The organism is Burkholderia sp. HAN2018 (assembly GCF_024704855.1).
In the GTDB taxonomy this organism is placed as follows: domain Bacteria; phylum Pseudomonadota; class Gammaproteobacteria; order Burkholderiales; family Burkholderiaceae; genus Burkholderia; species Burkholderia cepacia.
In genome coordinates, this window is the sequence record NZ_QOBB01000112.1 from 1 (window position 1) to 22,995 (window position 22,995).

The window sequence follows — 22,995 nt, forward strand, 5'->3', positions numbered from 1 at the left end:
CTCGGCCGGCGTGAGCCACGTACCCGCGAGCTTCGCGCCGGCCGGCATGATCGGCGATTCGGCGATGCCGAGTCCGAGCCGCGTCAGCAGCAGCGGCACCCAACTGAAGCACGCGGCCGCGACGGCCTGACATGCGCCCCAGCCGATCGTCGCGAGGCCGACGATGGTGCGCGCCTTGAAGCGGTCGACCAGCAGCCCGCTCGGGATCTGCATCAGCGCGTACGTCCAGAAGAACGCGCTGAGCAGCACGCCTTCCATCGCGGGCGACAGGCTGAATTCGGTCGAGATGATCGGCAGCGCGACGGACAGCGACGCGCGGTCGATGTAGTTGATCGACGACAGCAACAACAGCAGCCAGAAAATCCGCCAGCGCACGGCCGTCGGCGCGGCGGTCGAGGCATGGGCCGTCGGGCGGGGTCCGGCTGAGTCTTCGAGGTGCATACGTGTCTCCAGTGGGAATGGGTCGCCGGTCACGCTTTCTTCGAAGCGTTGGCCAACTAATATATTAGTTGGCGATTATAGAGATACCTTCCGGTGCCGATACGGGGGTAAACCCCGGAATCGATCGATCGAGAATCCGCCACCGATCCGCCGAAATCGGTATGCGCACTAATATACTGATCGACCGGCACCCACCGAGGACGCCGGTCGCCTGCCACCCTCTAGCCCATTCATGAAGTCAGAACGCACCACCCAGGACACCTTCATCGCCCGCCTGATCCCAGCCGAATTCACGCTGGACCGCTCGCAGGCCCTGTCCGTGCAGATTCACGCGCTGTTGCGCGACGCGATCGTGACGATGACGCTGCTTCCGAACGACGTGATCTACGAGCGCGCGATCGCGGAGGCGCTCGGCGTGTCGCGCACGCCCGTGCGCGAGGCGCTGCTGCAGCTTGCACGCGAGGAGCTCGTGCTGATCGCCGCGCAATCGGGCACCTTCGTCGCGCCCGTGAAGCGCGAGCAGTTCGTCGAGAGCGCGCTGATCCGCAAGGTGCTGGAAACGGCCGCGATCCGCCGCGCGGCCGAAGTCATCAGCGCGCGCGAGCTCGAACAGCTCCACGACATCCAGGATGCGCACCGGCGCGCGATCGAACGCGGCAACGCGGTCGCGGCGATCGCGTGCGACAACGCGTTTCATGCAACCGTCAGCGCGGCCGCCCGGCTACCGCGCGTGCAGCAGCTCGTCGAGATCGTGCGCGCGCCGATCGACCGTGTGCGGCACGTGACCGTGCGCGATCCGATCGTCGGCGAGGTCACGCTTGCGCAGCATCAGAAAGTGCTCGACGCGCTCGAGCGGCACGACGCCGATGCGGCCGAGCGCGCACTGCACGAGCATCTCGACGATGCGTACGCACGGCAGCAGCGCGCGTATGACGAGCATGTCGCGTTGTTCGAAGGGCTTTGATGGTGGTAGCGGCGGCCTGAAACGCGGCCCGCGGCAGCGGGCCTGTCGCACCGCTCGCCTGCTGCCGGCGCGCTAGCGCCACGCTTGCGTGAACTCCGCGATCACGCGCGACAGGTGCGCGCGCATCGCGTCGCGGGCCCCTCCCGCATCGCGCGCCATGATCGCCGCGAAGATCCGCTGGTGATCCTCCTGCGATGCCTCGCGCAGCGCGCTCGAGTGAAAGTGCTCCTCGATCTTGTCCCACAGCGGATCGCTGCGCGCGCAGTCCCACATCGCGGTGACCATGTGCAGCAGTACCGTGTTGCCGGTCGACTCCGCGATGCGCAGGTGGAACTGGCGATCGGCCGCGTCGTACGCGGCCTTGTTGTCCATCTGTTCGCGCATCGTCGTCAGCGAGAAGAACAGCCGGTCGAGATCCGCATCCTTGCGTTCGGTCGCCGCGAGCGCGGCGACTTCCGCCTCGATCAACCCGCGTGCGCGCAGCGTCTCGATCGGCCCGGGGCCGCGCGGCACCTCGAACGTCACCGGCCGCGCGGCATCGGCCGCCGATACGTAGATGCCCGAACCGATCCGCACCTCGACGATCCCCTGCACCTCGAGCGCGATGATCGCCTCGCGCACCTGCGTGCGGCTCACGCCGAACTGGTCGGCCAGGCTGCGCTCGGACGGCAGCCGCGCGCCGGCCTCGAACGCACCGGCAGCCACCATCGCGTGAATCTGCCGCGCGAGGCCGATATAGGAGCGGTCCGCGGCATCGGCATCGCGGCTGGCTGGCTGGCTGGAAAGATCGGTCATCGAAAGGCTCGCAACAGGCTGGCCGGCGCCGTCGCGGCGCCGGATCGGCAAAATGGTACACCAATTTCGGCCCGCGTCCGGTTCGACGTATTGGCCGACGCGCCGGGGTTCGCGCCGAAGCGTCATGCCGCCGGTTGCGATCCCGACAACTGGCAAACCACTATCCCGCATAACTGGCATACCAATCATAATCCGCACACCGGAGACGGGCCGGCACGCCGCCGCCCGTCCGCCCGATGCATCAACCGCCAGCCAGGAGCCGCTCCAGTGAAGATGTCTTTCCGTTGGTACGGCGAGTCCGATCCGGTCTCGCTGCAATACATCCGCCAGATCCCGGGCGTCACGCATATCGTGTCGGCGATCTACGACGAACCGGTGGGCGAAGTCTGGCCCGCGCACAAGATCGACGCGCTGAAGGCAACGATCGAACGCGCCGGCCTGCAGTTCGAAGTCGTCGAATCGGTGCCGGTGCATGAGGACATCAAGCTCGGCAAGCCGAGCCGCGACCGCCTGATCGACAACTACCGTCAGACGATTCGCCACCTCGGCGCGGCCGGTGTCCGCGTCATCTGCTACAACTTCATGCCTGTCTTCGACTGGACGCGCACCGAGCTGTCGAAGACGCTCGACGACGGCTCGACCTGCCTCGCGTTCAGCACCGACGCGGTCGACCGGATCGATCCGGACGACGGCATCGCGCTGCCGGGCTGGGATTCGAGCTACCAGCCCGAACAGTTGCGGGCGCTGCTGGCCGAGTATCGCGACGTCGACGAGGCGGCGCTGTGGGCGAACCTCGAATACTTCCTGAAGGCGATCGTCCCGGTCGCCGAGGAAGCCGGCGTGAAGATGGCGATCCACCCCGACGATCCGCCGCGCCCGATCTTCGGGCTGCCGCGCATCGTGAAGAACCGCGACGATCTCGCACGGATCGTGCGCATCGTCGACACGCCCGCGAACGGGCTGACGCTGTGCTCGGGCTCGCTCGGCGCGGGCCCGCAGAACGATGTCGAAGCGCTCGTGCGCGAGTTCGGCGCGATGGGCCGCATCCATTTCGCGCATATCCGCAACGTGAAGGTCGATGCGAACGGCGATTTCGAGGAAACCGCACACCTGTCGAGCTGCGGCTCGCTTGACATCGCCGCAATCGTGAAGGCGTACCACGACACCGGCTTCACCGGCTACGTGCGCCCCGACCACGGCCGGATGATCTGGGGCGAGACGGGCAAGCCCGGCTACGGCCTCTACGACCGCGCGCTCGGCGCGGTCTACCTGAACGGCCTGTGGGAAGCGCTCGCGAAGTTCGACCGCACGCCGTCGCCAGTCACCCGATAACCCGCCCATCGCGGCGGCCGGCGCAGCGGATCGCCGGCCGCCCGTCACGACATTCCGCACGGAGACACCCCATGCCACGCATCCGATGGGCCATGATCCTGATGTGCTTCCTGGCCAACGTCATCAACTTCATCGATCGCGCGAACCTCGCGATCGCGGCGCCCAGCATCCGCGCCGACCTCGGCCTCGACGCGGTCGGCATGGGGCTCGTGCTGAGCGCGTTCTTCTGGACCTACGCGTTCCTGCAGTTGCCGGCCGGCTGGTTCATCGACAAGGTCGGCGTGCGCGTGAGCCTCGCGCTCGCGGTCGGCTGGTGGTCGGTGTTCACCGTCGCGACGGGCGCCGCACGCGGCCTCGCGCAACTCGTCGGCGTGCGGCTGATGCTCGGCGTCGGCGAAGCGGCTGCGATCCCGTCGTTCGCGAAGGTCGCGTTCAACTGGTTCCCGCGCAGCGAACGCGGACTCGCGAGCAGCATCTTCGACAGCGGCTCGCGCGTCGGCTCCGCGCTGTCGCTGCCGCTCGTCGCGTGGCTGATCTCGATCGTCGGCTGGCGCGGGTCGTTCGTGATCACGGGCGGCATCGGCATCGTGTGGGCGCTGGCGTGGTGGTTCGTCTATCGCGACCCGGAACGCTATCGCGCGATCGCGCCCGATGCCGTCGATGCCCTGCTCGCGCAGCGCGGCGCACCGGCCGTTGCGGCCGCAACCGACGGCCCGAAGGTGTCGTGGCTCGACCTGTTCCGCTATCGCACCGTGTGGGGCATGATGATCGGCCTGTTCTGCCTGAACTTCGCGATCTACTTCTTCATCACGTGGTTCCCGAGCTACCTGCTGCAGTCGCGCGGCTTCTCGCTCGCGTCGCTCGGCACGTGGGGCATGCTGCCCGCGCTGCTCGCGATTCCGGGCGGCTGGCTCGGCGGCTACGTGTCGGACAGCCTGTTCCGCCGCGGCTGGAGCGCGACCGCCGCGCGCAAGACCTGCCTCGTGCTCGGGATGCTGCTGTCTTCGTCGATCGCGCTGTCGGCCTTTGTCGAGAACGTCTGGGCGTGCCTTGCGCTGTTCGCGCTCGCGTATGCCAGCCTGTCGTTCGCGGGCGCCAACGTATGGACGCTCGTCGGCGAAGTCGCGCCGACGCCGGCGCATGTCGCGTCGCTCGGCGGCATCCAGAATTTCGCGGGCAATCTCGCGGGGATCTTCATCACGACGTTCACGGGCGTGATGCTGTCGATCACGAAGGGCTCGTTCGTCGTGCCGCTCGCGGTGGCCGGTGCGTTGTGCGTGGTCGGCGCGCTGTCGTACCTGTTCATCGTCGGCAAGGTCGAGCCGCTGCCGCCGCTGCGCGGCGGTGCGAACCGGCGGAACGTGGAGCCGAACGCAGCCTGACGCGGCGAGAACGCGCGGCCGGCACGCGTGCACTTTCCTTTTCGGGCCGCGCATCGGACAATGAGCCGCGCCCGCCGGCGCGGCGCCAGTCCGGCCCGCGCGCGGCGACGGCGCGCGCCACCCTCGCCGATGAAACGCTACGAAACCCTCGCCCATACGATCGCCGACGACATCCGCAACGGCAACCTCGCCGTCGGCACGCGCCTGCCGTCGCTGCGGCAGATCATCGCGCAGCACGGCGTGAGCCAGTCGACGGTGTTTCGCGCGTACTACCTGCTCGAACAGTGGGGGCTGATCCGTGCGCGCGAACGCTCGGGCTACTACGTCGCGCCGGGCGCAACGCCGGAGGCAGGCCCGGCGCCCACACGCCGCGCGAAACAGGCCGGCGCCACGCGCAAGGTCGACATCAGCAGCCTCGTATTCTCCGTCCTCGACGCAGCCACGCAGCCCGGCATCGTGCCGCTCGGCTCCGCATTCCCGTCGCCGCAACTGTTTCCGTTGCCGCGCCTCGCGAAATCGCTCGCGCAGGCCACGCGGCTCGTCAGCCCGTGGAGCACGGTCGTCGACCTGCCGCCCGGCAACGAGGCGCTGCGCCAGCAGATCGCCCGGCGCTATCTCGCGACGGGCATCTCGCAGCCCATCGACGAGATCGTCGTCACGAACGGCGCGCTCGAAGCGCTGAACCTGTGCCTGATGGCCGTCACGCGGCCCGGCGACGTCGTGGCCGTCGAAGCGCCCGGCTTCTATGCGGCGCTGCAGGCGATCGAACGGCTCGACCTGCGCGCGGTCGAGATTCCCGTCGATCCGCGCACGGGCCTCGATCTCGATGCGCTCGCGAACGCGCTCGACCGGCACGACATTCGCGCGTGCTGGTTCATGACCAATTTCCAGAATCCGACCGGGGTCACGCTGTCCACCGAAAAAAAGCGTGCGCTCGTCGAATTGCTCGCCGCGCGCGACGTGCCGCTGATCGAGGACGACGTATACGGCGAGCTGCATTTCGGCCCCGACTACCCGCTGCCCGCGCGCGCGTTCGATCGGCACGGCCTCGTGATGCACTGCAGTTCGTTCTCGAAGACGCTCGCGCCCGGCTACCGGATCGGCTGGGCCGCCGCCGGCCGGTTCGCGGAGAAGGTGCAGCGGCTCAAGCTGATGACGACGCTGTCGGCCAGCATTCCCGCGCAGGCCGGCATCGCGAACTATCTCGAGCACGGCGGCTACGACCGGCACTTGCGCAAGCTGCGCGGCGCGCTGCACACGCAGCTCGACCGGATGGACGACGCGCTGCGCCGCTGGCTGCCGGCCGGCGTCGAGTGGGTGCGGCCCGAAGGCGGCTATTTTCTGTGGCTCGCGTTTCCCGACGCGATCGACGCGATGGAGCTGCATCGCCAGGCGATCGCACGCGGGATCAGTTTCGCGCCGGGGCCGCTGTTTTCGGCCGCGCACGGCTTCGAACGTTGCGTGCGCGTGAACTTCGGCCATCCGTGGAGCCGCGACATCGAACGCGCGATCCGCGTGCTCGGCGAACTGGTCGCGCAGCCGTCGGTCCGCAAGGGCGCTTGAAGCGCGCACGGTGCGCCGCCTGCGTCACGACCCTGCACGCAACCCGTGCGCGGGTTACAGTGCTGATCCCGCCGCCCCTTCATGACTTCCCATGAGTCAACTGCCCTACCTCGATCACGACGCGCTGTTGAAACTGGCCACCGAAGCAGCGCACGTCACGCAGCCGTGCACCTGCACGAAAACGCCGCTCGCCGGATGGACGACCTTGCCGCTGTCGCTGCAGGACGCGCAACTGACCGAAGTCGCCACGCTCACGCCGCCCGGGGAGGCTGAGCCGACCTACACCGAATATCATCCGGCCGGCACGCGCTACGCGTCGGACGACGCGCCGATCGCACTGCGCCACTTCCCGTACAACCGCTGCACCGTAAGCCGCTGCCGCGCGTGCGGCCGGCTGTTCCTGCGCTACCAGGAAGGCGGCGGCTACTTCATCGACCAGCGCATCCGCGCGCTCGATCCGGCGCTCGTCGTCGACGCCGACGCGTAAGCACCCGTCACGGGCATGCACGCATGCCCGGCCCGCGCCGGCCGGCACCGGCCTGCACCGGCCTCTCGCCGGCCATCTGCTGCGCCCTTTTCGTCCCGATCTGCTGCTTGTCCCGCCGCCCCGCGTTCCCTACGCTGTCTCCGGTTGCCTGACACCCGTCGCAACGCCCTCCCGAGCCGTGCGCATCGTGCCGTGGCTCCTCTCGCGTATCCCGTCATGTATCGATATACCGTTTTCGACCGGGCGCTCGTGCACAGCCGCGCCGCCCAGTTTCGCGACCAGCTCGAGCGCTGGCAGCTCGGCACGCTGAGCGAAGACGCGTTCCGGCCGCTGCGCCTGCAGAACGGCTGGTACGTGCAGCGCCACGCGCCGATGCTGCGCGTGGCCGTGCCCTATGGCGAACTGTCCAGCGCGCAGCTGCGCGTGCTCGCGCGGATCGCGCGCGACTACGATGTGCCCGACGACGCCACCTACCGCGCCGCATGCGACGCGCAGGCCCTGCTCGGCACGCTGCGCCTGCCGACCCGCAGCGCGCATTTCACGACGCGCACCAACGTGCAGTTCAACTGGATTCCGCTCGCCAGGGCCGCCGACGTGATGGACCTGCTCGCGACCGTCGACATGCACGGCATCCAGACGAGCGGCAACTGCATCCGCAATATTTCGTGCGACGAGCGCGCCGGCGTCGCGCCGGACGAGATCGCCGATCCGCGCCCGTTCGCCGAGGTGATGCGCCAGTGGACGACGCTGCACCCCGAATTCGCGTTCCTGCCGCGCAAGTTCAAGATCGCGATCACCGGGGCGGCCGAGGATCGCGCCGCGACCGACTGGCACGACGTCGGCCTCAAGCTCGTGCGCGACGATACGGGCGCACTCGGCTTTCGCGTGAGCGTGGGCGGCGGGATGGGCCGTACGCCGACGATCGCGACGCTGCTGCGCGCGTTCCTGCCCTGGCAGCACGTGATGAACTACATCGAGGCGATCGTCCGCGTGTACAACCGCTACGGACGGCGCGACAACAAGTACAAGGCGCGCATCAAGATCCTCGTCAAGACCGAGGGGCAACGCTACATCGACGACGTCGAGGAAGAGTTCCGCCAGATCGTCGAACACGACGGCGGGCTGCACACGATCGCCCAGGTCGAGTTCGACCGCGTCGCCGCGTCGTTCGTCGCACCGTGCCTCAAGCCGCGCACGGTCAGCCTGCGCGACGCGAACCTGCGCGTGTCGGCCCAGGCGGCACACCATCCGGCCTTCGCGCGCTGGCTCGCACGCAATGTCGCCGATCACCGCGACCCGGCGCTGCGCATCGTCACGCTGTCGTTCAAGCGCCGCCTGCAGGCACCGGGCGACGCATCGCCGGACCAGCTCGATGCGCTCGCCGATCTCGCCGACCGCTTCTCGGCCGGCGAGGCGCGCGTCACGCACACGCAGAACGTCGTGCTGCCATGGGTGCATGTCGACGACCTGTTCCCGCTGTGGGAAAACGCCCGCGCGATCGGGCTTGCCAGCGCGAACGTCGGACTCCTGACGGACATGATCGCGTGCCCCGGCGGTGACTTCTGCGCGCTGGCGAACGCACGCTCGATCCCGATCGCCGACGCGATCGCCGAGCGCTTCCAGGATCTCGACATGCTGCACGACGTCGGCGACATCGACCTGCACATCAGCGGCTGCATCAACTCGTGCGGCCATCATCACAGCGGCCACCTCGGCATCCTCGGCGTCGACAAGGACGGCGCCGAGTGGTACCAGGTCACGCTCGGCGGCTCGGACGGCTCGACCGCGAGCGGCCCGGCGCGGCCGGGCAAGGTGATCGGCCCGTCGTTTTCGGCGGACGAGATCGTCGATGTCGTCGAAGCGATCGTCAACGCGTACCTCGACGCGCGGATCGACAACGACGGCCGCAGCGAACGGTTCATCGACACCGTACGCCGCATCGGCACGGAACCCTTCAAGGCCGCGGCGAACAACGCGCGCCATCAGGTGGAGCCCGCATGAAGCCAGAACACCCGACCGAACGCATCCGGCTGCTGACGCCGGTCGAACATGCCGCCGATACGCAGCGGCACGACGCCGCGACGCTGACGATCGGCAACGACGAGGAACTGCCGCCGCTTGCCGCGCAAATCGCACAGGCCGCGCGCATCGACCTGCAGTTTCCGTCGTTCACCGATGGCCGTGCATACAGCCAGGCGTACCTGCTGCGCAAGCGCTACGGCTTCACCGGCGACCTGCGCGCGACCGGCGACGTGCTGGTCGACCAGTTGCTGCTGATGGAGCGCACCGGGTTTTCGAGCGCGGTGCTCGGCGACGGCACGGACATCACGGCCGCGCAGCGGCAGCTCGACCGGTTCCCGGGCTTCTATCAGCGCGATGCGAGAACGACGATGCCGCAGCAGAACGCGGCAACGCCCGCCGCAAAATGAAACGGGCGGCACGCTGGCCGCCCCTACGAAGAACCGGAAAGGTCCGGCCGGCGCCCGCCGCGAAGCGGGCGCCGGCGTTCAGCGCGCCGCCACCGGCTTGCCGAACGCGCCGAGAATCTTCTTCTCGAGCGCGATGTAGTCGCGGCCGAAGTGGTGATCGCCCTGCGTCTTGATCACGTCGGCGCCCGTGTTCACGAGCGCCGGACACATCGTGTCCTTCTCCTCCGCGCCATAGAAGCACTGCACGAGCTGCGGCGGCACCTTCGCGATTTCCGGCGCGACCTTCAGCGCCTTGTCGCTCGCGGGCATGCCGAGCCAGCCCGTCACGCGGATCTGGAAATCGGCGGCCGGCGCGAAGCCGAGCAGCGACATCACGGCGACCTTGTCGCGCAGGTCGGCCGGCAGCCGGTTGTACGCGAACGGCATCACGTCGGCACCGAACGAGTAGCCGACCAGCGCCACGCGATTCGCATGCCAGCGCGCCATGTAGGTGCGCATCACGCGCGCGAGATCGCGGCTCACCTGCGCCGGCGGCTTCTCGCTCCAGAAATAGCGCAGGCTGTCGATGCCGACCACCGACACGCCGTCACGCTGCAGCGCCTCGGCGATCGTCTTGTCGAGATCCCGCCAGCCGCCGTCGCCCGAGATCACGATCGCGAGCTGGCCGTTGCCGCCCTTGGCCGGCAGCTCGACGAGCGGCAGATCCGACACGTCGAGTTCGTCGCTGCTGGTGGTGTCCCGCAGGTGCGACGTGACGAGCGACACGAGCTTCGCGGAATCGCCCGCGGCCGCCGTTTCGACGAAACCCGGCATCGCGCGGCGCACGATCGTCGGATCGGGCGGGCACGGCTTGAAGCGCGGATCGAGCCTGGCCGCCGGACCGACCGATACGACGCCGGCGATCGTGTTCTCCGGCGCCATCGACAGGATCTGCTTCGCGATCGCGCCGCCCTGGCCCACGCCCGCGACGATCGGCGTGAAATAGCGCGACGATTGCGCGAGGCGTTCGAGCTGGTGGCTGACCGCTTCGGCGTCGCCGTCGAGGTGGTGGCAGGTCTCCTGCTTCGCGGCGAGATTCGTCGCGTAACGCTCCGAATCGACGCCGACCGTCATCGCACCGGCTTTCGCGAGCGCATCGGCGGCCTGCTGGTCGGCCGCACTCCAGCCGGCCTCGCGCGAGAACAGCACGACGAAGCCGCGCAGCGGCCCGCCGGGCTTGGTCACGGTCACGGGCCCGTAGCGGCCGCCCGATACGGTTTCGGCTTTCACCGCGGCCGGCTGCGTGGCGCACGCGGCGCCGGCCAGCATCATTCCCGCGCAGGCGGCTGCCGCCCGCGCGATTCCCTTCTTCAACATCATGAACGCCGACCTCCAGCCAGCAATGACAGGTCCGCGAGCGTGACGAACACGCCGACCGAGCCCGAGGCCGCGAGATAACGCGGCTCCCAGTGCGGTTCGAACTTGCTCTTGAATGCGCGCAAGCCGCGGAAGTTGTAGAAGCGGCCGCCGAAGCGCCAGACCATCAGGCCGACCCGGTGCCACGGCGACGGCATCTTCGCCGCCCCCATCCCCGAGAACGGCGCGATGCCCAGGCTCAGCTTGCGGAAGCCCGCTTCCTTCAGATGCAGCGCGAGCTGCGTAAACAGATATTCCATCGCGTACGGCGATGCGTCCGGCAGGTGCCGCATCACGCCGACCGTCGCCTCGGTGTTGAGGTCGGTCGTCATGAACGTGACGAATGCGATCGGCTTGTCGGCCTGCCGCACGAGCATCACCGACTGCGTCGCCAGATAGCCGTCGTGGAACGCCGCCACCGAGAAGCTCTTCTCACGCGCGTCGCGGCTGTCGAGCCAGCCGTCGGAGATGTCGCGCAAGGCCGGCAGCGTGGCCGGCACGTCGGGCGGTGCGATCACCTCGACCGTCAGCGCATCCTTGTCGCCACGGCGCAGCGCGTAGCGCAGGTGCGACCGGTTCGAACCCTTCAGGTCGAACTGGTCGAGCGCGATATGCGCTTCCTCGCCGAGCTTCATCAGCGTGAGCCCCGCGTCGAGATACAGCGGCAGCGCGTTGGCGCGCACCTGGTAGAACGCCGCACGACCGCTGTGCGCGTGCGCGAGCGCGATGAACTTGCCGATCAGCGCAGGCCATTCCTCGCGCGGCCCGACCGGGTCGTGCAGCGCGGCCCACGTGCGGCCGTACTTCGCGTACATCAGGAACGCCTGGCGCGATTCGGAGAACAGGAACGACTTGTCGCCCATCAGCGCGAGGCCCGCATCGCTGCATTCCTGCGCGCGGATGATCCGTTCGGCATCCGACAGGTCCTGCGCCGCGGGCTTCACGAAACGGCCGGGCGCCGGGCGCAGCAGTTGCCACAGCGCGAACAGCGCGACGAACACGCCGGCTGCGAGCGTCGCGCGCAGCGCACGCGGCGCACGCGCGTCGAACGAGAAGTGCGACCACAGCTCGCGCGTGTACGGCACGTCGCGGAACGCGAAGAACAGCACCCACACCGCCAGCATCAGCACCATCGCCACCGACACGAACCAGCTCACCGTGAAGCGCTCCGCGAGCAGCGACGAATGGCGGTTGAAACGGCGGCGGCTGACGAGCAGCAGCACCAGCAGCGTGCCGAGCACGCCGGCCTCGACGAACGCGAGGCCTTTCGCGAGCGACAGCGCGAGGCTTGCGAGCGTCAGCGCGAAGGTCATCCACCACGCACCGTCGAGGCGGCGCAGCAGCCCGCGCGCGACGAACAGCAGCGCGACGCCGAGCACGCTGCAGATCACCTGCGAGCCTTCGAGCACCCACAGCGGCACGAGGTGGCGCAGGATCGCGATCCGGTGCCAGAACGCGGGCGTCGCGCTCGAGATCACCAGCATGCTACCGACCGCGAACGTCACGAGGCTCAGAAACACCGGCGCGAGCTGCGACACGCGCACGGCCTGCCGCGTGACGAGCCGGCGGCGCAGCGCACGGCCCTCGAAACCGGCCAGCAGGCCGGCCGACAGCACGAGCGGCACGCCGAAGTAGATTGCGCGATACGCGATGAGCGCGGCGACCATCGCGTGCGGGGGCACTTCGCGACCGAGCGTGAAGACCATCGCGGCTTCGAACACGCCGATCCCGCCCGGCGTATGGCCGATCATCCCGAGCAGCAGCGCGGCCGCATACACCGTGATGAAGGTCGGGAAGCCGACCGGCGCGGCCGGCAGCAGCACCCACAGCGTCAGGCCCGCGGCGACGACGTCGAGGATCGCATAGACGACCTGCGCGACGAGATCGCGCCGCGCCGGCACGTCGAACGACAGCCACTTGAAACGCGTGACGACCGGGCGCGCCGTGCTGCCGCACATCGCGACCATCGCGGCCAGCACCACGAGCAGCGCGGCGCCAGTCCACGTCAGCACGCCGGGCGCGACGTGCAGCATCGCGGCGAGCGCCTCCGGCACGCAGACCATGCCGACCGCCGCCATCAACACCATCGCGAGCGCCAGCGTGCCGCTCGTGAACACCGTCATCCGGCCGATCTGCGCGGGCGTGACGCCCGACACGCCGTACACGCGTGCGCGGACCGCGCCGCCCGTCAGTGCGCCGAAGCCGGTCGCGTTACCGAGCGCGGACCCGGCGATCGCGCCGATCCACAACGCGACGCGCGGCACCTTCGCGGCGACATAACGCAGGCCGACCGCATCGCGGGCGACGAGCGCGAGATAACTGAGGGCCGTCGCGGCCAGCGATGCGCCCCACTCGCCGACGGACATGTGACGCAACTCGCGGATCACCGACCGGTAGTCGACGGATTCCGACAGGTGCTGGAAAACCACGATCAGCAGCAGGCCGATGCCGAGCGCGAGCAGCGGCGACAGCACACGCTCGTTGCGGATCAGCGCCCGGACACGGGCGATCACCGCCGCGGCGCGGCCGGGCGAACCAGAGTGGCGGGAAGACATAGATGTTCAGTGGTGGTGCATAGCGTGTCGCGGCGCAAGACGGCCAGGCGGCGACGTATCTGGTTGTTCTGCGTGGGCGGTCGGCCGAAGAAATGGCAGGCGGCGCCTGGATCAGAACTTACGAGTATACGGAATTTATATTACAGAATCTTTCAGCTTCGGATTGTGCGGTTTTGTGGGGCCTCGCCCATCAAAAATGCATCAAAAATAGGGCGTTCGACAAACGCAAGGTGCGCATCATACCGGGAACCGGCGGGGATTTTTCATCGGATGAATGACTTGTGATGCATTTGGGAGAAATCTGCCGGGCGGAGCGCCGCGACGAGCACGAATTCGCAAGGCCGGGCGGCCTTCTTTGAATGGGGTCAAATGCTTTCGGCCAGCTTGTCATATCTTGCTGGCCCTTCGCCGCCCAAGCGCGCAAGGATGCCTGGGCGACCCGATACCAAAGAAGCAGTGCTCGCCATGACGGCCGCGGCTCAACGCGCCAAGTCGTCGGTCTGACGGCACGGAACGCTCGCCATGGCCGGGCACGGTGCTTATCGTTTCAGGCGCACCACATACAAACCCGGAGCGTTCGGATAGACACTCAGGCTGAAATTCGGCGGAGTTGAAATGAGGCTCCCCTGAATAGCCGGCTTGTACGTGACCGTCCCGCTCGATACGTCCGCCAGCTCAATCACCGGCGGGGACGGATCGGGAATGAGGTTCGACGTGAAGTTCAGGGTCAGTTTCCGGTCGGACATTTCGTAGAAGCCGCCATACGTCTTGATCTCGTAGATCACATCGGCCTGCACGCCTGCGGGAACCGGATCGGGCTTGCCCAGACACACCGTCCCGTCACGAACCACGCCGTCCTGCGGCGTCTTGAACGTATACGTCGCCACGCCATCGTCGGTCACGAGCGTCATCGTTGCATTCGGGATCGTGCTCTTCGTCACCTGTATCGACTTGTAGCCACTCGGACACTTGAATGTGGCGGTTTGATCGGTCGACGTGGTATCGGTCGCCGAACCGGTCGAGCCGTTGTTGCTGTTACTGGTGTTACCGGTTGCCTTGGCACCGCTACCGTCACCATCTCCACCGCCACATCCCGCCAGCAATACCGCCGCTCCGATCACGGTTGCCGCATACAGTCGATTCATTTTCATTTGCTTCTCTCTTATTTATTAAATATTGCTAATTATTGATGCCGCATGCCCTCTTGATCGATGCAGCCCATTCCCCACTTGGCGGGCTACGCCAGCTTTCCTTCACATAGCCGGCGCCGTCAAAACTGCGCCGTCAGCTGGAAGCCGAACGTCACAACAGACACTACACATCACCACACCAACCACTCAAACCCTAAAATATAACCCCCTCAAAATCTCAAAAAACTGCCGACTCACGCCTTGATTGAGTGCATCCCAAGAATTCAAACCCAACGACTGCAATATTCCATCCATCTTTGGAGTCGAACTGAAATATAAAATGCTCCATACCAATTCAACATCCATGCTTCTTTCTTTATCACCAAAACTCAGCAACCTCCGCAACAAAACCTCACCATTTTCACCCGACATCTCCTTTCGGTTCACACACTCCAGCAAACCCACCCGAACGTTAATACACAGGAACTCAACAACAGCCGCCCGCCATTTCTCAGGACTCGAACCGAACTGGCCACCAAACACATGGGGAAGCGCAGCATTAGGAGAAAAATCATCAATTCCAGATACGATAAGTTGCCTCTGGTAATCAATTTCCGAGAATTCTCTCATGATAATTCCCGATCTACCTTTCCGAATTTACTCATACCATCACCAGACCCAGACATATCAAAAAACCAAATCAGTAAAAAACCAAAAACCACACCCAACATTCATCCCCACCCAGACCGATCCAACCAATTCCAGCATGACGCACATCAAAAAAGATCGCGATCTAGCACCGATATCTTCCTCATGCTCTGGAATAGAGTATCCAAAGAAATCCACACGTCATTGGTTGCAACATAGGAAATCCCCCCCTCTAGCAACAATCAACCTCTCATTAATCGACCTCCTCAGCTCCCAAGCGGAGCTCGACGACACCGTGAGAAAGCTCTGCTCAAGTTGTCCCTGAATCAGCCTGGCGATAGTCACCTGCGGTAAGCCGTTCTGCGTCCGGGTCACGTGGGTGGGCGCGTCCGGCGTCGTCACAATCTGCGCCGTGCGTGCGAAGGCGCGCCGGCCAGCGATGCGGCCGCGATCAGCCAGCCCGAACCGCCGAGCGCACTCCGGCCGGCACGGCGCTCGCCGGAAGCTGTTTTCCCCGAAGCAGTAGCCGTCTCTTCGACGGCCACCGCCATTCCCAAGAGTCTGGAATACACCAGGCGGTAGGCCTTTTAGTTCATCGCTCTTTGTTTGATTTCTTTCAGACCGATGAACAGTAGCAAAGCAATCGTCAGCAAACCATAGGACGAATGTCAACAATTGACAAGTATTTTAAGGATTTGGAGTAATGCACTTTTAGGATATTTCTTATCCCTGCACTATCTCATATTAATTCACCCCATTTGAATGGTGATTAAATCAAATTCTCCAGTATTGGTTCGCAATTTACCTCGCCACTGACAAGAATCCGTCCAATACGGCACTGCATATCGATAATCGGGAAACAGTCAAGATATGTTGCCGGCAAATAGCCTCATCGGGCTATTCGGCCTCTGCTTGCATTCTTACGGGACCATGCAGCACGTGCGCGCAACCTCACTTCGCCCGCTCATGCTCCCCCAACCCGATCGCCTTGTAGTCGTAAGTCGGATAGAACTCCGTCCGATACGCACCCCACGCCGTGTCTTCGAGCACCCGATTGACCTCGCGCACCCGCGATGCCGGCAACCGCAACACGACGATCTGCCCGATCCCCATCGTCACGGTCCAGCTCACCACTTCGACGCCCGGCGGCGGAAACGCCTTGTAGAACCCCTGCTTCGCCAATTGCGCGTCCAGCTCGGCGAGCGGACGCGACTGATCGTGTTTCAGGAAGACGGTGAGCAGCACCGCATTGTCGGGCGTCGCCGCAGCCGAACCAGCGGGTACGGTCGATGTCTGGCCGATGGCCGGCGCGCTGCTGGTCACGGCCGCCACCAGCGCCGCGGCAATGGCCAAAGTACGAACCGGAAAATGAAGAGATGCCGTCATGACGCGATTCCATCGTTTCGTGGCTGGAGCCGCCATCATGCGCTGCCGGGCAAATCGCCGCAGGCAGCCGGCGCAACGCTTACGCCGCGCTTGCGCCGTCGCGCTCCCCCAGCACGTCAATGAATGCGCGCAGCTTCGCCGGCACGTGCTTGCGATTCACGTAATACAGCCACATCGGCGGCAGCGTCCGGCACGCGCCCGGCAACACCTCGACGAGCGTGCCGTCGCGCAAGTCCTGTTCGATGCGCTCGCGCATGAACGCAAACGCGATCCCGACACCGGCACGCGCCGCGTCGATCACCGCATCGGCATCGTTCGTCACGAATACGCCTTCCGGATCGAGATCGACATCGCGGCGCCCGTCGTGCAGCAGCCATTTGTGCAGCCGCCCGCTCTCCGAAAACCGGAAGCGGATACATGCGTGACGTTCGAGCGCCGCGATCGACGCCGGCGTGCCGTACCGCGCCAGATAACCGGGCGACGCGACCAGCGCGCACGAAAGCGCCGGCGCGATCCGCACGCCGATCGTCCCCGGCTGCAGCCGGTCGGCAAGGCGAATCCCCGCATCGAACCCGTCCTTCGCGATGTCGACGAGTTCGTTCTCGTAGCGGATCTCGAGCCGCACTTTCGGATAACGCTCGCGGAATGAAGCCAGCACCGGCGCGATCACGAGCGTGCGCGCCAGCGGCAGCGCAGTGACGCGCAACACGCCGCTCGGCTCGCTGCGCGCATCCCTCAGCGCGTCGCGCGCGTGCACGACCTGCCGGTACGCGGGCTCGGTCTGCCGCCAGTAGTGCTGCCCGGCCTCCGTCAGGCTCACGCCGCGCGTGCTGCGATTGAACAGCTTCACGTTCAGCTCGCCCTCGAGCTGCCCGATCGCGAGGCTGACGGCAGCCGGCGTCAGGCCGAGCGCGGCAGCCGCCCGCGTGAAGTTGCCGGCCGTCGCGACCGTCATGAACACGTGCAGCCCGGCCATCGGATCGCGTCGGCTCATCATTAGAAAAACTTGAAACTCTTTCGAGCGGAATGCGGATTCTCCCATATACCGCACCTGCCTACACTGGGGCCTGTCGTCCCACCGGAGCCTCGCATGGACCCGCTCACCGCCGCGCTGCCGCTCGCAGCCGCCCACCGTACGATCGAATCTGCACTCGCGCATGCCGCGTCGCTGCAGGTCGCCGGCGTCGCCATCGCAATCGTCGATGCCGGCGCGAACCTGCTCGCGTTCGCGCGTACCGACGACTGTTTCCTCGGCGCGATCGATCTCGCGCAGCGCAAGGCGCTGACGGCGGTCCGCTTCCGCATATCGACCGGCGCGCTCGGTGCGATGTCGGGCGACGGGCCGCTGCGCGGAATCGAGCACAGCCACGGCGGGCTCGTCACGTTCGGCGGCGGCGAACCGCTCGTCGACGGCAGCGGACGCTGCGTCGGCGCCATCGGCGTATCGGGCGGCAGCGTCGACGAAGACACCGCGATCGCCCGGCACGGCCGCGACCGCTTTCAGGCAACCCTTCCCACCACAAGGTAAGCACATGGCACGGAAACGCATCCTCATTACCGGCGCAGGCACCGGCTTCGGCCGTGAAGTGGCGCTGCGGCTCGCCGAACGCGGCCACGACGTGACGGCCGGCGTGCGCGTCACCGTCGAGATCGACGCACTGACGGACGCCGCCGCGCAACGCGGCACCACGCTGCGCGCCATCAAGCTCGATGTCACGTCGGCCGACGATCGCGCCCGCGCGGCCGAGCTGGACGTCGACGTGCTCGTGAACAACGCGGGCGTCGGCGAAGCCGGCGCGCTCGTCGACCTGCCGGTCGGGATCGTCCGCGACCTGTTCGACGTCAACGTGTTCGGGCCGCTCGAACTCACGCAGCACATCGCGCGCGGGATGCTCGCGCGCCGGCACGGCAAGATCGTGTTCGTGTCGTCGATCGCGGGCCTGATCACCGGGCCGTTCACGGGCGCCTATTGCGCGTCGAAGCACGCGGTCGAATCGATCGCCGAGGCGATGCACGCGGAGCTGGCGCCGCACGGAATCCGTGTCGCGGTCGTGAACCCCGGCCCGTACAGCACGGGTTTCAACGACCGGATGATGGAGACGACGCGGCGCTGGCACGATCCGGCCGTCCACACGGTGACGCCCGAGCGACTGACGTTCCCGCTCGAACAGCACGATCCGGAAGAGATGATCGCGAAGATGGTCGACGTGATCGACGGCGACGGCGGCGCGTTCCGCAACCTGCTGCCGCGGTCGTCGGAAACGTTCGTCCGTGCCGAACAGGCGCGCGCGTGGGAGCGTCAGCAGTAACGCAAACCGGCGGCAGCCGGCGGTTCATGCCATGCAGGAACGCCGTGCCCGCCGCCCGGCCTGTCGCGTGCGACGTTCGTCGTCGACGGCCTTCCCGACGGACGGCCCGGCGCGGCTCGTCGCAGGCCGACGCGTCGCCCGGAGCCGGGCCCGCAAACCGGCGGGCCGCGTCGCACCGCACCGCTCGCGGTCAGTACACGTCCCGCACGTAGCGGCGCGCCTTCGCGAGCCGCGCGACGTAGTCGTTCGCGGCTTCGTCCGACATGCCGCCGTGCTCGGCGACGACGGCCCTCAGCGCGGCATCGACGTCCTTCGCCATCCGCGCGGCGTCGCCGCACACGTAGAAGTGCGCGCCTTCCTCCAGCCACGCGAACAGCTCGGCGCCCTGCTCGCGCATCCGGTCCTGCACGTAGATCTTGTCGGCCTGGTCGCGCGAGAACGCGAGGTCGAGCCGCGTCAGGAAACCGCTGTCGCGCATCGCGCCCAGCTCGTCGCCGTAGTAGAAGTCCGTCTGCGCATGCTGTTCGCCGAAGAACAGCCAGTTGCGCCCGCGCGCGCCGCGCGCCTGCCGTTCGTGCAGGAAACCGCGGAACGGCGCGACGCCGGTGCCCGGGCCGACCATCACGATCGGCACGTCGCCGTTCACCGGCGGCCGGAAATGCGCGGATTTCTGCACGAACACGGGCACGCGGCCGTCGTCCGCTCGATCGGCGAGGAACGTCGACGCGACACCTTTGCGCGCGCGCCGGCCGTTGTGATAGCGCACGGCCGACACGGTCAGGTGGATCTCGCCCGGGTGCGCGCTCGGGCTCGACGCAATCGAATAAAGACGCGGCTGCATGCGCTTCAGCATCCCGACGAGTTCGTTGCCCGACAGCTCGACCGGAAACTCGTGCAGCACGTCCGCGAGTTGTTGCCCCCACAACCATTGCTTCAGGTCGCCCTTGCGGTCGTCGCCGAGCAGCGACTTCAGCGCGCCGTTCGCGCTGCGCGACGCGATGAACGCGAGCGTGTCCGGATGCGGGCGCGTGATGTCGAAATGACGCGCGAGTGCGTCGCCGAGGCGCACGTCGCCGACACCCGCCACCGACACGGGTGCATCGGCCTTCAGCGCGGTGACGGACAGCAGCTCGTCCACCAGTTCCGGGCAGTTGGTCGGCCACACGCCGAGCGCGTCGCCGGTTTCGTATTCGAGGTTCGCGCCTTCGGTCGACAGCGACACGTAGCGCGTGTCCTTCGCCGCGCCCGGACGGTTGAGCCGCAGGTTCGCGACGAGCTTCGACGGCGCCGGATGCGCCTTCGTCGGCAGCAGCCCCGACGGGCCCAGGCCGCCGGACGGCACCGCGTGCAGCGCGGCATCGGCCTCCTTGATCCGCGCGACGACGCGTTCGAGCCACTGGTCGGCCTCGCGCTGGAATTCGACGTCGCAATCGACGCGCGCACACAGGCGTGCCGCGCCGAGTTCCGCGAGCCGCGCGTCGAGCCGGCGGCCATGGCCGCAGAACTGGTCGTAGTTGCGGTCGCCGAACGCGAGCACCGCGAAGTGCACGCCGTCGAGGCGCGCGGCGCTGCCGGCCTGCAGCGCTTCCCAGAATTCGCTGCCGTTGTCGGGCGCGTCGCCGTCGCCGAACGTGCTCGTCATCAGCAGCACGTATTGCGCACCGGCGAGCGACGCCACCGGATAGTCGGACATGCACGCGGTGCGGATCTCGAAGCCCGCGTTCATCAGCTGCGTCGCGTAATCCTCGGTCAACGATTCGATGTTGCCGGTCTGCGACGCCCACAGCAGCACGACCTTCGGCCGCGTGCGCACGATCCGCACGCCGCCGGACGCGGCGGCATCGGCCGGCAGCGCGGGGGCCGCGGCGCCCGGCAAGCTCGCTGGCAGCGAGCGGCTGAACAACCCCGCGAGCATCCCGTCGAGCCAGAACCGCACCGGCGGCGTGAGCGGCGCGCCGGCCGGCAGCACCGGCACGCCGCCCTCGCGCCGCCCGGCGCTTGCCTTCAGCCCGCTGACGAACCCGGCCACATACAGCCGTTCGGTGTCCGTCAACGGCGGCGGCGCGAAGTCGGCGACGCCGAGCGCGGCCGCGAAAGTGTCGATGTCTGCCATGTCGGATTCCTGTGAAGCAGTCGCCTGCACCGTCGCCGACGCGGGCCATGCGTCGTCGGCGCGGGCATCGGGTTGCGCCGTCCGGTCGTCGGCGGACGCGAACGCAGCGGTCTCGACGCGCCGCAGCGCGACCGCGCAGTATTTCAGTTCGGGTTGCTGCGATTCGGGATCGATCGCGTCGTTCGTCACCGCGTTGATGCACAGGTCGTCGCCGTACACGTCGTTCCAGTGCATCGGCGCGAAGCAGTCGCCGCGCCGCACGCGCTCGGTCAAGACGGCCGGCAGCACCGCGCGGCCGCGCGCCGAGCGGATCTCGACGCTGTCCTTCGCGGCGATGCCGAGCGCGCTCGCGTCGTCCGGATGCAGCTCGACGAACGGGCGCGGGTTCAGCTTGTTCAGCATCGCGACCTTGCCCGTCTTCGTCATCGTGTGCCACTGATGCTGCAGCCGCCCCGTGTTCAGCACGATCGGGAACGTGTCGTCGGGCAATTCGGCCGGATCGACGTGCGGCCGGGCGAAGAAGCGCGCCTTGCCCGACGGCGTCGGGAACGCGATGCGCGGCGCGTCGTCGCCGTCGGCAGCCGGGCGCAGCGGCTGGCTCACGCCGTCGTTCAGGTAGCGGATCGGGTGCCGCTCGCGCGCGGTGCCCGGCGCGACCGGCCACTGCACGGGCCCGTCGCGCAGCGCCGCATGGCTCGCGCCGCGCAGGTCGTAGCCCGTCGCCGGATTCGAGAAGCGGACGATCTCGTCGAACACGTCGGCCGCCGACGCATAGTCGAACGCATCGCCGAACCCCATCGCGCGCGCGACTTCCGCGACGATGCGCCAGTCGGGCAGCGCGTCGCCCGGCGGCGCGACCGCCGCGCGCATCAGCGTCATGTTGCGCTCGGAGTTGATCATCACGCCGTCGCCCTCGGCCCACAGCGCGCCAGGCAGCAGGATGTCCGCGTAGCGGTTGGTCTCGGTATCGAGGAACGCGTCCTGTGCGATCACGAGTTCCGCGGCCTGCAATCCGGCGATCACGTTCTGCCGGTTCGGCACCGTGGCGACCGGGTTCGTGCAGATGATCCAGCATGCCTTGATGTCGCCGGCCGCCATCCGCTCGAACAGGTCGACGGTGCCGTTGCCGGTTTCCTTGCGCAGCGTGCCGGCCGGCACGCGCCACAGCTGCTCGACGAAACGGCGATCGTCGTCGGACGCCACCGAGCGCTGGCCCGGCAGGCCGGGGCCCATGTAGCCCATCTCGCGCCCGCCCATCGCGTTCGGCTGGCCCGTCAGCGAGAACGGCCCGCTGCCGGCGCGGCAGATCCTGCCCGTCGCGAGATGCAGGTTGCAGATCGCGTTGGTGTTCCACACGCCGTGCGTGCTCTGGTTGAGCCCCATCGTCCAGCAGCTCATCCATTCCTGCGCATCGCCGATCCATTGCGCGGCCGTGCGCAGGTCGGCTTCCGCGAGCCCCGTGATTTCAGCCACGCGCCCGGGCGTGTAGTCGGCGAGGAACGCGGGCATCGCGTCCCAGCCTTCGGTGTACGCGTCGATGAACGCGCCGTCGGTGCGGCCGTTCGCATGCAGCAGGTGCAGCAGCCCGTTGGTCAGCGCGAGATCGGTGCCCGGCCGGATCTGCAGGAACAGGTCGGCCTTGTCGGCGGTGCCGGTGCGGCGCGGATCGACGACGATCAGCTTCGCGCCGGCCTTCACGCGGTCCATCATCCGCAGGAACAGGATCGGATGGCAGTCGGCCATGTTCGCGCCGATCACGAAGAACAGGTTCGCGCGATCGAAGTCCTGGTACGACCCGGGCGGGCCGTCCGCGCCGAGCGACTGCTTGTAGCCGGTGCTCGCGCTCGCCATGCAGAGGCGCGAGTTCGACTCGATGTTGTGGGTGCCGACGAAACCCTTCGCGAGCTTGTTGACGAGGTATTGCGCCTCGATCGACATCTGCCCCGACACGTAGAACGACAGCGCGTCCGGCCCGTGCGCATCGAGCACCGCGCGCAGGCGGCGCGCGGTGTCGGCGATCGCGTCGCGCGCCGGCAGCGGCACGAGGTCGTCCTCGCGCGCGCGGC

At 67.4% G+C, this 22,995-nt stretch carries 19 protein-coding genes; 9 read left to right on the forward strand and 10 right to left on the reverse strand.

Annotation, left to right across the window (positions count from 1 at the left end; genetic code table 11):
* A partial coding sequence (locus DPV74_RS24770; protein WP_119338148.1) for an MFS transporter occupies positions 1-441 on the reverse strand: 441 nt, incomplete at its 3' end.
* A gap of 232 nt (positions 442-673) precedes the next feature.
* Between DPV74_RS24770 and DPV74_RS24775 the strand changes: the two genes are divergently transcribed.
* Complete coding sequence (locus DPV74_RS24775; protein ID WP_059697363.1) at positions 674-1,405, forward strand: GntR family transcriptional regulator; 732 nt, start codon at positions 674-676, stop codon at positions 1,403-1,405.
* Between the two features lie 72 nt (positions 1,406-1,477).
* On the opposite strand, the gene DPV74_RS24780 is transcribed toward DPV74_RS24775, so the two are convergent.
* Positions 1,478-2,200, reverse strand: a complete 723-nt coding sequence (locus tag DPV74_RS24780; RefSeq protein WP_060319714.1) for a FadR/GntR family transcriptional regulator — start codon at positions 2,198-2,200, stop codon at positions 1,478-1,480.
* 267 nt (positions 2,201-2,467) lie between these two features.
* Between DPV74_RS24780 and uxuA the strand changes: the two genes are divergently transcribed.
* The 6 genes from uxuA (at position 2,468) to DPV74_RS24810 (ending at position 9,393) form a co-directional block, all read left to right on the forward strand.
* Complete coding sequence (gene uxuA / locus DPV74_RS24785; RefSeq protein WP_205571940.1) at positions 2,468-3,532, forward strand: mannonate dehydratase; 1,065 nt, start codon at positions 2,468-2,470, stop codon at positions 3,530-3,532.
* Positions 3,533-3,603: 71 nt separating this feature from the next.
* Positions 3,604-4,914 (forward strand): MFS transporter, encoded by a 1,311-nt coding sequence (locus DPV74_RS24790; RefSeq protein ID WP_027791793.1) that lies wholly within the window; start codon positions 3,604-3,606, stop codon positions 4,912-4,914.
* 129 nt (positions 4,915-5,043) lie between these two features.
* On the forward strand, positions 5,044-6,477 hold the full coding sequence (locus tag DPV74_RS24795) for a PLP-dependent aminotransferase family protein (RefSeq protein WP_119338142.1): 1,434 nt from the start codon (positions 5,044-5,046) through the stop codon (positions 6,475-6,477).
* A 91-nt stretch (positions 6,478-6,568) separates the two neighbouring features.
* Positions 6,569-6,964, forward strand: a complete 396-nt coding sequence (locus tag DPV74_RS24800) for a hypothetical protein (protein ID WP_119338143.1) — start codon at positions 6,569-6,571, stop codon at positions 6,962-6,964.
* A gap of 216 nt (positions 6,965-7,180) precedes the next feature.
* Positions 7,181-8,965 (forward strand): nitrite/sulfite reductase, encoded by a 1,785-nt coding sequence (locus tag DPV74_RS24805; RefSeq protein ID WP_119338144.1) that lies wholly within the window; start codon positions 7,181-7,183, stop codon positions 8,963-8,965.
* Entirely contained in the window at positions 8,962-9,393 is a 432-nt protein-coding gene (locus DPV74_RS24810; RefSeq protein WP_119338145.1) for a DUF934 domain-containing protein, read from the forward strand. The genes DPV74_RS24805 and DPV74_RS24810 overlap by 4 nt, the downstream gene beginning before the upstream one ends.
* A 78-nt stretch (positions 9,394-9,471) precedes the next feature.
* Here DPV74_RS24810 and DPV74_RS24815 read toward each other — a convergent pair whose 3' ends face one another.
* From DPV74_RS24815 to DPV74_RS24840, 7 genes are all read right to left on the reverse strand, one after another.
* Positions 9,472-10,752, reverse strand: coding sequence for a virulence factor family protein (locus DPV74_RS24815; RefSeq protein ID WP_059697369.1), 1,281 nt, complete (start codon positions 10,750-10,752; stop codon positions 9,472-9,474).
* On the reverse strand, positions 10,749-13,343 hold the full coding sequence (gene mprF, locus DPV74_RS24820; protein ID WP_060085407.1) for a bifunctional lysylphosphatidylglycerol flippase/synthetase MprF: 2,595 nt from the start codon (positions 13,341-13,343) through the stop codon (positions 10,749-10,751). Before mprF ends, DPV74_RS24815 begins: the two co-directional genes overlap by 4 nt.
* 539 nt (positions 13,344-13,882) lie before the next feature.
* Positions 13,883-14,488, reverse strand: coding sequence for a hypothetical protein (locus DPV74_RS24825; protein WP_060170621.1), 606 nt, complete (start codon positions 14,486-14,488; stop codon positions 13,883-13,885).
* A 192-nt stretch (positions 14,489-14,680) separates the two neighbouring features.
* Complete coding sequence (locus DPV74_RS24830; RefSeq protein ID WP_124840467.1) at positions 14,681-15,103, reverse strand: hypothetical protein; 423 nt, start codon at positions 15,101-15,103, stop codon at positions 14,681-14,683.
* Positions 15,104-15,519: 416 nt separating this feature from the next.
* Positions 15,520-15,672 carry a hypothetical protein gene (locus DPV74_RS42170; protein WP_220091928.1) on the reverse strand — a complete coding sequence of 51 codons (153 nt, stop codon included), beginning with the start codon at positions 15,670-15,672 and terminating at the stop codon, positions 15,520-15,522.
* 400 nt (positions 15,673-16,072) lie between these two features.
* Positions 16,073-16,507, reverse strand: coding sequence for a hypothetical protein (locus DPV74_RS24835; RefSeq protein WP_119338146.1), 435 nt, complete (start codon positions 16,505-16,507; stop codon positions 16,073-16,075).
* Between the two features lie 79 nt (positions 16,508-16,586).
* On the reverse strand, positions 16,587-17,501 hold the full coding sequence (locus tag DPV74_RS24840; RefSeq protein ID WP_119338150.1) for a LysR family transcriptional regulator: 915 nt from the start codon (positions 17,499-17,501) through the stop codon (positions 16,587-16,589).
* A gap of 96 nt (positions 17,502-17,597) precedes the next feature.
* Between DPV74_RS24840 and DPV74_RS24845 the strand changes: the two genes are divergently transcribed.
* Positions 17,598-18,035, forward strand: a complete 438-nt coding sequence (locus DPV74_RS24845) for a heme-binding protein (protein WP_060206690.1) — start codon at positions 17,598-17,600, stop codon at positions 18,033-18,035.
* A 4-nt stretch (positions 18,036-18,039) separates the two neighbouring features.
* Positions 18,040-18,816, forward strand: a complete 777-nt coding sequence (locus DPV74_RS24850) for an SDR family oxidoreductase (protein ID WP_060206691.1) — start codon at positions 18,040-18,042, stop codon at positions 18,814-18,816.
* A 190-nt stretch (positions 18,817-19,006) separates the two neighbouring features.
* Here the strand turns inward: DPV74_RS24850 and DPV74_RS24855 are convergent.
* The coding region (locus DPV74_RS24855) for a bifunctional nitrate reductase/sulfite reductase flavoprotein subunit alpha (RefSeq protein WP_119338147.1) at positions 19,007-22,995 on the reverse strand (3,989 nt) is incomplete at its 5' end.

Coding starts and splice junctions, on each gene's coding strand:
- DPV74_RS24810 (WP_119338145.1), top strand. CDS start 8,962: ATGAAGCCAGAACACCCGACCGAACGCATCCGGCTGCTGACGCCGGTC.
- DPV74_RS24800 (WP_119338143.1), top strand. CDS start 6,569: ATGAGTCAACTGCCCTACCTCGATCACGACGCGCTGTTGAAACTGGCC.
- DPV74_RS24795 (WP_119338142.1), top strand. CDS start 5,044: ATGAAACGCTACGAAACCCTCGCCCATACGATCGCCGACGACATCCGC.
- DPV74_RS24830 (WP_124840467.1), bottom strand. CDS start 15,103: ATGAGAGAATTCTCGGAAATTGATTACCAGAGGCAACTTATCGTATCT.
- DPV74_RS24850 (WP_060206691.1), top strand. CDS start 18,040: ATGGCACGGAAACGCATCCTCATTACCGGCGCAGGCACCGGCTTCGGC.
- DPV74_RS24840 (WP_119338150.1), bottom strand. CDS start 17,501: ATGAGCCGACGCGATCCGATGGCCGGGCTGCACGTGTTCATGACGGTC.
- mprF (WP_060085407.1), bottom strand. CDS start 13,343: ATGTCTTCCCGCCACTCTGGTTCGCCCGGCCGCGCCGCGGCGGTGATC.
- DPV74_RS24805 (WP_119338144.1), top strand. CDS start 7,181: ATGTATCGATATACCGTTTTCGACCGGGCGCTCGTGCACAGCCGCGCC.
- DPV74_RS24845 (WP_060206690.1), top strand. CDS start 17,598: ATGGACCCGCTCACCGCCGCGCTGCCGCTCGCAGCCGCCCACCGTACG.
- DPV74_RS24835 (WP_119338146.1), bottom strand. CDS start 16,507: ATGACGGCATCTCTTCATTTTCCGGTTCGTACTTTGGCCATTGCCGCG.
- DPV74_RS24790 (WP_027791793.1), top strand. CDS start 3,604: ATGCCACGCATCCGATGGGCCATGATCCTGATGTGCTTCCTGGCCAAC.
- DPV74_RS24775 (WP_059697363.1), top strand. CDS start 674: ATGAAGTCAGAACGCACCACCCAGGACACCTTCATCGCCCGCCTGATC.
- DPV74_RS42170 (WP_220091928.1), bottom strand. CDS start 15,672: ATGGCGGTGGCCGTCGAAGAGACGGCTACTGCTTCGGGGAAAACAGCT.
- DPV74_RS24825 (WP_060170621.1), bottom strand. CDS start 14,488: ATGAATCGACTGTATGCGGCAACCGTGATCGGAGCGGCGGTATTGCTG.
- DPV74_RS24815 (WP_059697369.1), bottom strand. CDS start 10,752: ATGATGTTGAAGAAGGGAATCGCGCGGGCGGCAGCCGCCTGCGCGGGA.
- DPV74_RS24780 (WP_060319714.1), bottom strand. CDS start 2,200: ATGACCGATCTTTCCAGCCAGCCAGCCAGCCGCGATGCCGATGCCGCG.